The organism is Selenomonadales bacterium (assembly GCA_017442105.1).
In the GTDB taxonomy this organism is placed as follows: domain Bacteria; phylum Bacillota; class Negativicutes; order RGIG982; family RGIG982; genus RGIG982.
In genome coordinates this window covers 1-13,283 of sequence record JAFSAX010000015.1, presented here as the reverse complement: position 1 = coordinate 13,283, position 13,283 = coordinate 1, and the positions used below count along the sequence as shown (strand labels likewise).

Below are 13,283 nucleotides of genomic sequence, written 5' to 3'. Positions count from 1 at the left end.
GCCGCCTGTACCGCCGAGCGTGTAAGCAGGACGTACGATAAGCGGATAGCCGATCTCTGCAGCGAATTTAAGTGCACCTTCGATATCTTCTACGATAACGCTTTCAGGGATCGGTTCGCCGATCGCCTGCATCGTATCTTTGAACATTTCGCGGTCTTCTGCTTTTTTGATCGCTTCAAGGGACGTACCGAGAAGCTCTACATTATAGTTTCTGAGAACACCGTTTTCTGCCAATTTAACCGCAAGGTTAAGACCTGCCTGACCGCCGAGCGTTGCAAGGAGACCGTCAGGACGTTCTTTGGCGATAATCTCTTCAAGGAAATCTACTGTAAGCGGTTCGATATATACACGGTCTGCGATATTCGCATCCGTCATGATCGTTGCAGGGTTACTGTTGACAAGGACTACTTCCAAGCCTTCTTCTTTGAGCGCACGGCAAGCCTGCGTACCTGCATAGTCAAATTCTGCTGCCTGACCGATAACGATCGGACCGGAGCCGATTACCATTACTTTTTTCAAATTCGCTTTTCTTGGCACGAGTTATTCCCCCTTTTCCATAAGCGCCCAGAATTGGCCTACTACTTCATAATTGTCTGCCGTTTCAACATTTGCTTCCGGATAATATTGAATCGTGAAGATCGGAAGGCTCTTATGGCGAAGTGCTTCGACCGAATCATCGTTGACATTTTTCTGCACTACTTCAAGTTCTGTGCCTGCAAGCGATGCTTCATCAACAACGTAGCTGTAGTTTTCCGACATGATATATACACGGCCGTTAGCCAAGTCTTTGACCGGCTGGTTCGCACCACGATGACCGAATTTCAATTTCGTCGTATCAGCACCGAGTGCAAGTGCGATAACCTGATGACCGAGCGCAATACCGAGTAACGGTTTTTTGCCTGCGAGAGCTTTTACTGTAGCCACGACATCAGCCGATACATCTTTCGGATTGCCCGGGCCGTTCGAGATCACGATACCGCTCGGATCGAGAGCAAGGATCTCTTCTGCCGTCGCCGTTGCGGGAACGACCGTTACGCGTGCGCCTTTGTTTTGCAAGAAATCCAAGACACCCGGTTTTACGCCGAGATCGAGCACGACAACATGTACGTCGCCCTCACCTACTGCGTATGCTTCTTTCGTCGTAACAGCTTCTACAAGATTCGTTACTGCCGCCTGTGCAAGAAGTGCATCGACATCAGCCTGTGCCATATCATCTGCTACGATAACGCCTCTCATCGTACCATTGTTACGAATGTGACGCGTGATAGCACGTGTATCTACATTATAAAGACACGGTGTATTCGTTTTTTCCAAGTATTCGCCAAGCGTCGTTTTGTTCAAGTAGTGATTCGGTTTTTCACACAATTCACTAATGATAAAACCGCCTACGAACGGTTTCTGTTCCAAGAGATCGATCATACCGATATTACCCATAAGCGGATATGTCATCGTAACGATCTGTCCGCTGTACGAAGGATCGCTCAAAACATCATGGTATCCACCCATACCTGTATAGAACACTACTTCACCGACAGCATCGCAAGCCTGTACCAGCTCGCCGTGAAATACACTGCCGTCTTCCAATACCAATTTCCCTTTCATACTACACCTCCGAATAATCTGGGAATTACAGACACGATGCAGTGATCTGTCCGTTCTCCATTACAACCTTACCGTTAACGATCGTCATGACAGCTTTCCCTTTCAGCTTCATGCCTTCGTACGGTGTCATTTTTGCTTTTGTATAGAATTCTTTCGGATCAACCGTCCACTCTGCATCAGGATCGAATACGACCACATCGGCAGAAGCACCGACCGACAAAGTACCTTCAGCGAGATCCATAACGCGAGCCGGAGCAGCCGTCATACGTTCTACGACTTCAGACAACGTGAAAAGACCCGTATGGTACAAATGTGTCAAGACAACGCCAAGTGCCGTCTCGAGGCCGGAGAAACCGCTCGGAGCGAAGCAATATTCGCGGTCTTTTTCTTCGAATGCGTGCGGAGAATGATCTGTTGCGATCGCATCGATCGTACCGTCTTTAAGACCCTGGATCATTGCCTCAACATGGTCACGCGAACGAAGCGGCGGATTGACTTTCGTTGCCGTGTTCGCCATCGTTACGATCTCATCAGTAAGCGACAAGTGATGCGGCGTTACTTCCGCCGTTACATCGATGCCGCGTGCTTTCGCCTGACGGATAAGTTCAACTGCACCTTTTGTGCTGACATGAGCGATATGGACTTTACCGCCAATATAATCTGCGATCAAGAGATCACGTGCTACTGCAATATCTTCTGCAACCGACGGACGACCTTTGACACCAAGCATGGCCGAACGTGCGCCTTCGTGCATATGACCGTCGCATACGAGCGAATGAACTTCTGCATGCGAGATGATACGTTTGCCGAACGGCACGATATAGTCAAGTGCATTCATGAAAAGGTTCGAATTATTAACATAATGCCCATCATCGGAGAAAGCCATTACACCCGCTTGGCACATATCGCCAAGTTCTGCAAGTTCTTCCCCTTTTTGGCCTTTGCTGACCGCACCGATAACCTGTACTTTTGTAATACCGACTTCTTGTGCGCGCTGTTTCAGACCATTTACAAGTACAAGACTGTCTACAACAGGTTTTGTATTTGGCATGCAGGAGATCGTCGTAAAACCGCCCGCTGCCGCAGCCTGTGTTGCTGTCTGCATATCTTCTTTTGCTTCCAGACCCGGTTCACGCAAGTGCATGTGGAGGTCAATAAAGCCCGGAGCAACAACCTTGCCTGTTACATCTTTGATTTCGGCACCTTCTGCCGTAATATCAGTTCCAACCTGTGCAATTTTACCGTCTTCGATCAATACATCGGCAATCTGTTCAATACCGTTTGCCGGATCGATAACGCATCCGCCTTTAAGAATCAGCTTCAATGTTCTTACCTCCCATCAAGACTAAGAATAACAATGCCATTCGTACCGAAAGACCGTTTTTGACCTGTTCTTGGATAGCCGACTGGTCACAATACGAAATATCAGGCGAAATTTCAAGGCCACGATTCATCGGACCCGGATGAAGTACGAGCGCATCGGGTTTTGCGAGTGCCAAACGATCTTTGTTAAGACCGAAGATACGTGCATATTCACGCGGCGACGGGAAAAGACCCGTTTTTTGGCGTTCAAGCTGGATACGAAGTACGTTGATTACATCAGCTTGGTCGATCGCATCTTCTACTCTGTCGTGTACATATACGCCTTCTTGTTCTGCAATATAGCGCGGCATCAGCGTACGCGGACCTGCCAAATGAACTTCTGCACCGAGTTTACGAAGGCCCCAGATATCGGAACGTGCTACACGGCTGTGCAAGATATCGCCGAGGATAGCAACTTTTTTACCTGCTACGTCGCCTTTATATTGACGGATCGTGAAAAGATCGAGAAGTGCTTGGCTCGGATGTGCGTGTGCACCGTCCCCTGCATTGATAATACGGGAACTTACGATCTGACTTGCATATTCGGCAGCACCTTCTGCTTTATGACGCATAACGATGATATCCGTTCCCATTGCTTCGATCGTGTAGAGCGTATCACGAAGGCTTTCGCCTTTGACAACGCTGCTCGAGCTCGTCGTAATATTAACGACATCAGCTCCCAAATATTTACCTGCCAATTCAAACGAAGTACGTGTTCTCGTGCTTGGTTCAAAGAATAAGTTGACGATCGATTTACCGCGAAGTGCAGGCACTTTTTTGATATCGCGACCAACCAACTTCTTCATTTCTTTTGCCGTGTTCAAAATCAAATCGATTTCTTCTGCCGACAAATACTCCAAGTCCAAAATGTGTTTGTTTCTCAGCGAGATTTTGCTTTTGTCCACTCGTCGTTCCCTCCCTAATAAAATAAACTCCCTGCCGACTGTCGACAGGGAGTTAAACATCATCTGATATTATGCACAATCCGCATAAACCACTCGGACAAGGGTACAATTATCCCACTTGTCCATACTATGCTTGCGCATAAAAAAACCTTCTCTCGTAAAATAAAATATTATACGTAAGAAGGTAAGTATCACATCAGCTAACATCCCTTACCAGTCTCACAGAACCAGTTTAAAAGGCACTTATGTTTCTTCTTAATTATAGAAGAATGATATATAAATGTCAATCAATTCTTTTGTTTTTTTCTACTTTTTTCCACAAATATTCCGTTGATATTCAAGGTATCACATTGATCATTTAACGGCTTTTGGCGTTAAATATACACCTCGTTTTTTACAGCTCTGCTACCATCTTATTCCGACAATCCCAAGTTTTGAATCTTGCTGTCAAGCCGTGTCATCGTTGCGAATATCTTCTCGCCCCACGCACGGTCACTTGCATAGGTCTGATTGATATTCTGGATCGTCGTACCGCGATAATAAACGCCTTCGAGATAATGCTCGCGCAAAAACCGTGCAACGTGTTTCACGCACTCTTCTTTCGATGCAAACACTTTGGCACCATGATACGGATTGCTGTCATATGCACCAAAACCGAACAGATTGTTCTTTTCTCGAGCAAGTACCGATGAACCCCAATTCGACTCATGAACAGCAAGCGCAAGCAAAAACATTGCATTGACCTTCGACTCTGCCTCCGCTTCCACAAAGGCTCGTCCCAATCCCGCCAAGGGAGATTCTGCTAAGATCATATCTATCTCATAAGCTGTCACAAGAGACGGCATCGTAACATCAAATGTACTGCTGCGTTGTGTTGTCGGTTTATTTAGGTATTGTGCAACCAATCGCGACCCATTGCCCACCGCAACCGTTCTGGCCTCCAGCCTAACATTTTTTGCTGTCATATGTTGTTTGATCTCAGGTAATTTTTCACCGAGCATCCAAAGTGACTGTTCCAGCTGCATCATGCGGTCTGTCACACGCACGATATGTTTGTCCATCTCTTTTTGGCGATCTAATTCTTCATTGATGATAACACTGCTGTCGGGACGCACCTCTTCCGTTGTCACATGTTGATATTGCGACCAACCGATAGCACCGATCAAACAAATGCAGCCGCATGCAAGTCCCACCATCTCTTTGTCCCATTTTATTTGCTTCATGCTCTCACCATTACCTCACCGTCAATCTTCATACAGCGTCAAATATGCTTGTTTATTCTGCAATACTTTCGCGACATACCCTCGCGTTTCATCAAACGGTATCTTCTCATAATCAGAAAAATCAAATCCCCAACCATACTTTTCCATCCATTGTTTTACATTTCCGCGACCTGCATTATATGCAGCAAGCATCAATACTTCGTTGCCTTTGAACTCACGTTTCAAAGATGACAGATACCATGTTCCGTATCGAATATTTGTTTTAGGATCATACAACTTATCGAGTGTAAACGTATTGTCTTGTATCTGTGAAGCGATCCACAGTGCTGTATCGGGCATCAACTGCATCAAGCCGAGTGCACCACGACGTGACTGCGCATGGATCGAAAATTTACTTTCCGAATGCATCACACTGATAACAAGGACAGGGTCTACCTCCCATTCAAGAGCAGAGTCGTAGATATATTCTTGGTACATATAGGGATATACATATTTGCGTTGAAACCAACCGGAATCATGAATCGCCTTTGCACCGAATACAAGGATCAAAAAAATGATTCCCACTTTTATCCAAGTCCGCATTCTGTTATCCCTCCGTACTGTTTTTTTATTCCTATGCTTCTTACTCTTCATTTAGCATCCGTTTTGTTTCAGTCCAGTTTGTACGAACAGTCTGTTCTGTTTCTTCGAGCGTACCATCGTTGTTGATAATGACATCGGCATATCGGCGTTTTTCTTCAATGCTCATCTGCGAAGCAATCCGTACCATCGCCTGTTCTTCCGTTAAATTATTGCGCGCCATCAAGCGTCGTTTCTGCGTATCAGGCGATACGGCAACGAGCCATACGACAGATACCTTATCTTGCCAACCGAGTTCCAGTAAAAGCGGAACATCAAGTATCACGATCGTTTTGCCTTGCTCTTCATATGCTGCGATCTCTTCTTTCATTCTCTCCAGAATGATCGGATGCATAATGCGGTCAAGCTCTGCTCTCTTAGTCGCATCACGAAAGATCATTTCGCCGACTCTCCCGCGATCGAGCTGTCCATCCGCCTGAAGCACGCTTTCACCAAATGTTTCAACGATCTTCTGCCATCCTATCTCACCGCGCTCTGCCACAGCACGCGCGATCAGATCGGCATCAACAATGGGCGCACCGCAATCTGCAAGAATACGACTGACAGTACTTTTCCCACTTGCTATCGAACCTGTTAATCCTATGATATACATCGTATGACCTCCTACTTCTGGCACAATGCGCAATAGTGCGTCCCTCTGCCACTGACCGTACATTTTTCGATCATATTTCCACAAACTACACAAGGCATTGCACCACGCCCATATACGAACAGATGATTCTGATGATCACCTTTGCCGCCTTCTCCGTTGCGATAATCACGAAATGTCGTCCCACCATCACGAATCCCGTCTGAGATAACACGATTGATACCGACGATCAGCTTTTCTACTTCTTCCGGCAACAGCGAATCACAGCTTCGCATCGAGTGTATTCCCGCTGCGAACAGCGCCTCATCTACATAGATATTACCAAGCCCGCCCACTTGTTTTTGATCTAACAAAAAGGCTTTGATCGGACTTTTTCGTTTCGCAAGACGCGGTGACAAATACGTTGCCGTCAATTCTTCAGAAAGTGGCTCCGGTCCGAGCGTCGCCAGTCCATGGATCTCCCCAAGCTGTTCTTTTTTCAGCGCATAAACACCACCGAATGTTCGAATATCCGCAAAAACGATATATTCGCCCGAATCCAATCGGAACAAAAACCTCACATGCGTCAGATCAATATCATCTATGGTCTGCGCATAATAGAGCTGACCTGTCATGCCAAGATGAATAACAAGACTGACATCATCAAAGTCAAATAAAAGATATTTCCCGCGCCTGTCTATCATATGAATCGTTTTACCAACAACGAGCGTTTCGAATTCTGCTACCGTTTTTGGTGCACGCAGTTGCCGAACAAGGCGTACCTCTGCCGAGATGATCTGTTTTCCGCAGACACGTCTTGATAAGTCTTTGCGTATCGTTTCAACTTCGGGCATCTCAGGCATCGCACTTCCTCCTTATTTGGCATCCATCCAGTTCTCACCGTAATTTACATCTACCGTAAGCGGAACACTAAGCTGTACCGCCCGCTCCATCAAATCTTTTACCAACGCTGTTACTTCTTCCAACTCTTCTTTGACGACCTCAACGACCAACTCATCGTGTACCTGCAACAACATTCGGCTTTTGAAACCGCCTTTGCGAAGCGCACTGTCTACTTCTATCATTGCCTTTTTGATGATATCGGCCGCACTTCCTTGGATCGGCGTATTCATTGCCGTTCGTTCCGCAAAACCGCGACGCATAAAATTCTTACTGTTGATCTCAGGCAGCTCTCTTCGTCTGCCGAACAGCGTCGTTACATATCCCGCCTCACGTGCTTCCTGCACGATCTCGTCAATGAACTTCTTCACACCGACACATTTTGCAAAATAGCTGTCGATATATTGTTTCGCTTCTTTTCTCGTCACGTTCAAATCACGCGACAAACCAAAATCACTTATCCCGTATACGATACCGAAGTTTACGGCTTTTGCTTTGCGACGCAATCCACCGTCTACTTCCTCCATCGGCACACCGAATACCTCTGCCGCCGTTCGGCTGTGAATATCTTCCCCTTTACGGAACGCCTGTACAAAGTTATCATCTTGCGAGATATCAGCCAATACGCGAAGCTCTATCTGTGAATAATCGGCAGACATCAGATAATCATATCCGTTCCCCGGGATAAAAAGTGAACGGATCTCTCGTCCAAGCTCTGTCCGCACGGGAATGTTCTGCAAGTTCGGATCGGAGCTGCTGAGTCGTCCCGTTACCGTTACTTCTTGATTAAATGTTGTGTGGACTCTTCCACTAACAGGCGAAATGAGTCCATCCATCGCATCAAGGTACGTAGACTTCAATTTTGTCAGCATACGATATTCAAGTATCTTCTCAATAACAGGGTGATATTTACGAAGTTCTTCCAATACCTCTGCATTCGTCGAATAACCACTCTTCGTCTTTTTTACAACAGGCAGGTGCAGCTTTTCAAACAAAACGACACCCAACTGTTTTGGCGAATTAACATTGAACTCCTCTCCTGCCAGAGCGTGTATCTCATCTGTTAATCGAGCAATCTGATCGCCGATCCGCACTGACATTTCTGCCAATTTCGCACGATCAATAAAGATGCCTTTCTGTTCCATCTTTGCCAATACACGAATCAATGGAAACTCGATCTCATGGCAAAGCGGTTCCATCTCCAAAGATGCGATCCTTTCACCGATCGCTCTGGCCAACGCGTTCAAACAACCTGCCGTTTGCACCGCAACTTGCTTAGCATCCTCTGTTTTTCCAAAGCAATATTCAGGCAAATACTGCCCCACCAATTCTTCTATCGCATAATTATTGCTCGTCGCATCAGCCAGATACGCCGCTATCATCACATCAAAAATATTCTGTTTTTCTATATCTATCGTTTCTGTGAATGTATGATATACACGTTTCCAATCATACGTGATCTTTTCGATAGAATCATCGGATAAAAGCGCACGCATCGTTTGGAAACCCTCTGCACTACGATCCCACCAGCAGACTTTCTCCCCATCGGCAACTGCGATTCCCACAGCTTCATACGAAGGCATCTTGCCTTCTGTCACAAGTGCGAACGCCATCTGCTTTTCTTCGCGAATACGTTTAGCAAGTGCTTTCGCTTCTTCAGCATCACCATTGTAAATGACTGCGATTTGTTTTGTTCCCTCTGTTTCCATCTTCAAAAGAGGCGCAAACTTACCAATGATCGTACGAAGCTCGAATCGTTCAAGCATCGGCTTTACTTTCTCCCATTCGGGCGCAAATGCAAATTCATCAGGCACGAACGCGATCGGCATATCTCTCACGATCGTCGCCAATCGTTTAGACATGAGAGCGTCATCGCGATATGTTACCAAGTTTTCTTTTAACTTCTTGCCTTTTATCGAATCAACATGATCGAGTACAGACTCAACACTTCCGTATTCTTTGAGTAACTTGAGCGCCGTTTTTTCGCCTATACCGGGTACTCCGGGGATATTGTCGGACGAATCGCCCATCAAGCCTTTTATATCAATCAGTTGCTTGGGTCTGAGCTCATATTTCGCTTCAAAAACCGCCTCATCGTACCAGTCTATCTCCGTTACCCCTTTGCGCGTGAACATCACGTGTGTCGTCGGGCTTAACAGCTGAAGTGCATCACGGTCACCCGTTACGATGATCGTTTCATAACCATTCGCCTCTGCCTTAGCAGACAGCGTCCCAATAATATCATCCGCTTCATAGCCATCTATCTCCAATACAGGAATATCGAGCGAACCGATAAGTTCCTGCACCGTTGCAAACTGCTCTTTCAATTCGGGCGGTGTTGCCGAACGATTCGCCTTATATCCTTCATAGACTTCCGAGCGAAACGTAATACGGCTCTTATCGAACGCAACCGCCATCGCAGTTGGATGGGTATTCTCGATCAGCTTACAAAGCATCATCGCAAACCCATAAATAGCGTTCGTATATTCTCCTTTGGAAGACGATAAGATCGGTAACGCATAGAATGCACGATGCATCAAACTGCTTCCGTCGATCAATATAAATTTTGGCAACATAACGATATTCCCCTTATTTTTCAACTTGTATAACTTTATATATATTGGCTATTCCACACAGAAAAACCTTCTCTTATCACGTGAAAAGCCTATTATCTCCACATATAAAAAAGAATGTCTGTTAAGACATTCTTTTTTATATCGTTATTTCGCCTGACGCATCTCTCTGTCTTCTTCTTCAATTGCATGATACAGCTTGCAAAACGACCACGAGAGATTGATCGGCGTAATGATAGCCTTGAGCGGTATGAATATGCCTGCTTCTTGGAGCGCTTTCAAAAAAACGTTGAGCGAATTACCTTGAAGACCGTCCATAACAAGCATCGGTTCATTCATTGTCGTATCTTCTGTTTTTGTTTTTGCCGCACCGAATCCTTTGCGTCCGATCAGATGCCCCATCGTTTCCCCGATCATTTCCCGGGAAATCGTTTTCGTTGTGATCTGGAATTTTTTCGCGATCTCTTTGATTTTGTCTTTCGATTCGTCTAATTGATACATCATAACAAGTTTCTGTCCACGACTCATAGTACATCTTCTCCCTCTATTACTTTGTTCTCAGATATGCTTCAATACCATCTAACAACATATGACTGTTTTCTTCTAATTTGCGTTTTAAAATAGGTTCAACGAACATTGCCAGCATCGGAATGCCGAATGCGAACGATACATTAAGCGTGACCGTACATCCATCCTCCACATCCTCGACGCACCAACTGCCTGTCATCTCGCTGAAATCACCTTCGATCAGTCGATATGCTATTTTATGCGCCTCTTTGTCATACGTATCTTCTTCCGACCACATGATCTTTCGCCCGTCCAGTACAGCTTCCCACTGCGTTTGAGCTGCATTTTCCGTCCGCGTAAGCACCGTCAAACGTTCGATATTCTTCATTGACTCTACATACCGCTCCATATGACACAACTGCTCAAATACCACTTCTGCCGAATACGGCATCTGTTTTATCAATTCAAATGTCGTCATGCTTCTCCTCCAACTAACTCATATTCCATATTTCTTTATCTGTATCAGAGCATCTTCCAAACGCTCTATCACCATGTCTACTTCATCACGTTGTATGATGAGCGGCGGTTCCAACCGAATGATCGTTGGATTGTTCAGCGTATATGCCACTATCACACCACGTTTCACCAACTCCGACATCAATAATCCCGCTTGGCTCTCCGACGGCATTTCCAATCCAACGAGAAGCCCTCGTCCACGCGCATCGCAGATCAAATCAGGATATTCTGCCATCAGACCTCGCAATTGTTTCAGCAGATACTCTCCCTTATTCGCCGCATTTTCCGCAAGTCCTTCTTCTGTCAATACAGTCATTGCCATATCAGCTGCCACACACGCAAGCGGATTGCCGCCGAATGTTGATGTATGAAGAAACGGATAATCAAAATACGGTCTCCACACCTCTTCCGTCGCAATAAATGCACCGCACGGCATCACACCGCCACCAAGTGCTTTTGCCAAAACAAGAATATCAGGAACAACATCTTCTCGTTCAACGGCAAATGCACGTCCCGTGCGTCCCATACCCGTCTGCACTTCATCGGCTATCATCAGCGCACCGTACTTGTCACACAACGTTCTTATATCCCGAAGATATCCGCATGGTGGTATGATAACACCGCCTTCACCTTGTATCGGTTCAACGATAACACCTGCTATCGTCTTATCCATCACACGTTCAAGCGCATCGACATCTCCGAACGGTATATGTATGACCTCATCAAGCATCGGCGCAAACGGTGTACGATACAGATCTCTCCCACTGACGCTCAGCGATCCGAACGTCTTACCGTGAAACCCGTCCTTCATCGCAACAAATCGCTTTCGCCGCGTAACAAGACGAGCCGTTTTGAGTGCGCCTTCTACTGCTTCTGTCCCGCTGTTGCACCAAAAACTGTATCGTAATCCTTGCGGTGTGATCATCGCCAGATGACGGGCGGCATTCGATAACGCTTGACTCAAAAAAACTTTCCCCGAAAGCGGTAATTTATCAAGCTGATTTTTCACCGCTTCTACGATACGAGGATGACGATGACCGAACGCAAACGTACCGTATCCACCAAGACAATCTATATATTTTTTGCCAGTCGAATCGTACAGATATATCCCTTCACCGCGCACTTCAACAGCATCCATCCCCATGAACTCCAACAGACGCACAACAGACGGATTGATATACGCTTGATAATTCTTCTTTACACTACTCTCCATGTTAAGCACCTTCCTCTATCTATTGCAATTAGTATATCGGAAGAAGCCTCATTTCATACATATTGCCAACAGATAAAAAAATACGGTACAATATTGAGTAGAAAGAAGGTGTGGCTCGTGACAAAAGAACTGCCAAACAATTTCGCACTGGCAAACGAACAGATACTCGAACAAAACAAAAAACTTTCCCTCAAAAGCAAACGCAGATTGACTAAAAGCAAATCGGATAATACGCTCAAAGCATATCTCGCCGATTGGAACGATTTCCATTACTGGTGCCAAATACAAAAAACCACATCACTGCCCGCTGCACCCGAAACAGTCGTCAACTATATCAACGATCTCGCTGACCACGCAGCCGCCAATACCATCTCGCGCCGTTTAAGCGCAATATCCGAAAATCATCGCGCCGCAGGCTTCGTAAGCGACAATCCTATCCTCTCTCCGCTCGTCAAAGCTTCGATTGCCGCGATCAAGCGTGAAAAAGGTATCTTTCAGTCACCGAAACAACCGATCCTGTTGGAAGACCTTGCACTCTTAGAACCGCATTTTGCACCATTCGGCTTAACAGGTATCCGTGACAAAGCACTTCTCTTTCTCGGTTTCTCGGGCGCATTCCGTCGTTCGGAACTTGTCGCTCTGCAATATGACGACCTGACCTTCTCGCAAGAAGGCGTCATGATCCGCATCAAGCGTTCCAAAGGCGACCAAGAAGGTATCGGTGAACGAATCGCTATCCCATATCGCCAAAACACCGACTTATGTGCTGTTACTGCATTGGAGAGATGGCTCGATCATGCCATCATCAAAAGCGGTCCTATCTTCCGCCCGATCAGCAAGACAAAGAAAGTCGGTATATCGCAGCTTTCGGATAAATCTGTCGCACTTATCGTAAAAAAATACACCGCCCTGGCAGGACTGAATCCCAAGCAATTCGCAGGACACAGCCTGCGACGCGGATTCGCCACCAGCGCGGCACAACATGACGTAGCCGAACGACAGATCATGAAACAAACTCGTCATAAATCAGAAAAAATGGTTCGTCGCTATATTCAAGAAGGCAATCTCTTCAAAGAAAATGCTCTCAATAAGATGTTTTAACGGATACCGAGCGCATCTTTGGCAAGCTTGTCTGCTAATTCATTGCCAACAACGCCCGTATGACCCGTTACCTTACAAAAATTGACCCAACTGAGATGACGCGACATATAATCGGCATAACGACGCGTCAGATCACGATTCGTTTTCCAATTTCCCAATGCCCATTCCGAGATG

14 protein-coding genes are annotated in these 13,283 nt (G+C 46.0%); 1 reads left to right on the top strand and 13 read right to left on the bottom strand.

Annotation, left to right across the window (positions count from 1 at the left end; all coding sequences use genetic code 11):
- From IJN28_00685 to IJN28_00630, 12 genes are all read right to left on the bottom strand, one after another.
- Nucleotides 1-537, bottom strand: a 537-nt coding sequence (locus IJN28_00685) for a carbamoyl-phosphate synthase large subunit (protein MBQ6712288.1), incomplete at its 3' end; no start/stop codon positions are given.
- A 3-nt stretch (nucleotides 538-540) separates the two neighbouring features.
- Nucleotides 541-1,602 (bottom strand): carbamoyl phosphate synthase small subunit, encoded by a 1,062-nt coding sequence (locus IJN28_00680; GenBank protein MBQ6712287.1) that lies wholly within the window; start codon nucleotides 1,600-1,602, stop codon nucleotides 541-543.
- A 25-nt stretch (nucleotides 1,603-1,627) separates the two neighbouring features.
- Nucleotides 1,628-2,926, bottom strand: coding sequence for a dihydroorotase (locus IJN28_00675; GenBank protein MBQ6712286.1), 1,299 nt, complete (start codon nucleotides 2,924-2,926; stop codon nucleotides 1,628-1,630).
- Nucleotides 2,910-3,869 carry an aspartate carbamoyltransferase catalytic subunit gene (locus tag IJN28_00670; GenBank protein ID MBQ6712285.1) on the bottom strand — a complete coding sequence of 320 codons (960 nt, stop codon included), beginning with the start codon at nucleotides 3,867-3,869 and terminating at the stop codon, nucleotides 2,910-2,912. Before IJN28_00670 ends, IJN28_00675 begins: the two co-directional genes overlap by 17 nt.
- 413 nt (nucleotides 3,870-4,282) lie before the next feature.
- On the bottom strand, nucleotides 4,283-5,092 hold the full coding sequence (locus tag IJN28_00665) for a glucosaminidase domain-containing protein (GenBank protein ID MBQ6712284.1): 810 nt from the start codon (nucleotides 5,090-5,092) through the stop codon (nucleotides 4,283-4,285).
- A 21-nt stretch (nucleotides 5,093-5,113) separates the two neighbouring features.
- A complete protein-coding gene (locus tag IJN28_00660; GenBank protein ID MBQ6712283.1) occupies nucleotides 5,114-5,674 on the bottom strand; it encodes a lytic transglycosylase domain-containing protein in 561 nt (186 codons plus the stop codon).
- Between the two features lie 40 nt (nucleotides 5,675-5,714).
- Nucleotides 5,715-6,323: a dephospho-CoA kinase gene (locus IJN28_00655; protein MBQ6712282.1), complete on the bottom strand. Its 609-nt coding sequence runs from the start codon at nucleotides 6,321-6,323 to the stop codon at nucleotides 5,715-5,717.
- Between the two features lie 11 nt (nucleotides 6,324-6,334).
- Nucleotides 6,335-7,162 carry a DNA-formamidopyrimidine glycosylase gene (gene mutM, locus IJN28_00650; GenBank protein MBQ6712281.1) on the bottom strand — a complete coding sequence of 276 codons (828 nt, stop codon included), beginning with the start codon at nucleotides 7,160-7,162 and terminating at the stop codon, nucleotides 6,335-6,337.
- 12 nt (nucleotides 7,163-7,174) lie between these two features.
- On the bottom strand, nucleotides 7,175-9,775 hold the full coding sequence (polA, locus tag IJN28_00645) for a DNA polymerase I (GenBank protein MBQ6712280.1): 2,601 nt from the start codon (nucleotides 9,773-9,775) through the stop codon (nucleotides 7,175-7,177).
- Nucleotides 9,776-9,919: 144 nt separating this feature from the next.
- Nucleotides 9,920-10,300, bottom strand: coding sequence for a DUF3783 domain-containing protein (locus tag IJN28_00640; GenBank protein ID MBQ6712279.1), 381 nt, complete (start codon nucleotides 10,298-10,300; stop codon nucleotides 9,920-9,922).
- Nucleotides 10,301-10,319: 19 nt separating this feature from the next.
- Entirely contained in the window at nucleotides 10,320-10,757 is a 438-nt protein-coding gene (locus IJN28_00635) for an SRPBCC family protein (protein ID MBQ6712278.1), read from the bottom strand.
- Nucleotides 10,758-10,775: 18 nt separating this feature from the next.
- A complete protein-coding gene (locus tag IJN28_00630; protein MBQ6712277.1) occupies nucleotides 10,776-12,008 on the bottom strand; it encodes an aminotransferase class III-fold pyridoxal phosphate-dependent enzyme in 1,233 nt (410 codons plus the stop codon).
- 117 nt (nucleotides 12,009-12,125) lie between these two features.
- Here IJN28_00630 and IJN28_00625 point away from each other — a divergent pair, with 117 nt between their 5' ends.
- Nucleotides 12,126-13,109, top strand: a complete 984-nt coding sequence (locus IJN28_00625; protein ID MBQ6712276.1) for a site-specific integrase — start codon at nucleotides 12,126-12,128, stop codon at nucleotides 13,107-13,109.
- On the opposite strand, the gene IJN28_00620 is transcribed toward IJN28_00625, so the two are convergent.
- On the bottom strand, nucleotides 13,106-13,283 hold a 178-nt coding region (locus IJN28_00620), incomplete at its 5' end, for an RNase H (protein MBQ6712275.1). The genes IJN28_00625 and IJN28_00620 overlap by 4 nt on opposite strands.

What these genes read in the sequence shown, in the direction of transcription:
- IJN28_00660 (MBQ6712283.1), bottom strand. Translation starts at nt 5,674, where the DNA reads ATGCGGACTTGGATAAAAGTGGGAATCATTTTTTTGATCCTTGTATTC.
- IJN28_00640 (MBQ6712279.1), bottom strand. Translation starts at nt 10,300, where the DNA reads ATGAGTCGTGGACAGAAACTTGTTATGATGTATCAATTAGACGAATCG.
- IJN28_00665 (MBQ6712284.1), bottom strand. Translation starts at nt 5,092, where the DNA reads ATGAAGCAAATAAAATGGGACAAAGAGATGGTGGGACTTGCATGCGGC.
- IJN28_00635 (MBQ6712278.1), bottom strand. Translation starts at nt 10,757, where the DNA reads ATGACGACATTTGAATTGATAAAACAGATGCCGTATTCGGCAGAAGTG.
- IJN28_00655 (MBQ6712282.1), bottom strand. Translation starts at nt 6,323, where the DNA reads ATGTATATCATAGGATTAACAGGTTCGATAGCAAGTGGGAAAAGTACT.
- mutM (MBQ6712281.1), bottom strand. Translation starts at nt 7,162, where the DNA reads ATGCCTGAGATGCCCGAAGTTGAAACGATACGCAAAGACTTATCAAGA.
- IJN28_00630 (MBQ6712277.1), bottom strand. Translation starts at nt 12,008, where the DNA reads ATGGAGAGTAGTGTAAAGAAGAATTATCAAGCGTATATCAATCCGTCT.
- IJN28_00680 (MBQ6712287.1), bottom strand. Translation starts at nt 1,602, where the DNA reads ATGAAAGGGAAATTGGTATTGGAAGACGGCAGTGTATTTCACGGCGAG.
- polA (MBQ6712280.1), bottom strand. Translation starts at nt 9,775, where the DNA reads ATGTTGCCAAAATTTATATTGATCGACGGAAGCAGTTTGATGCATCGT.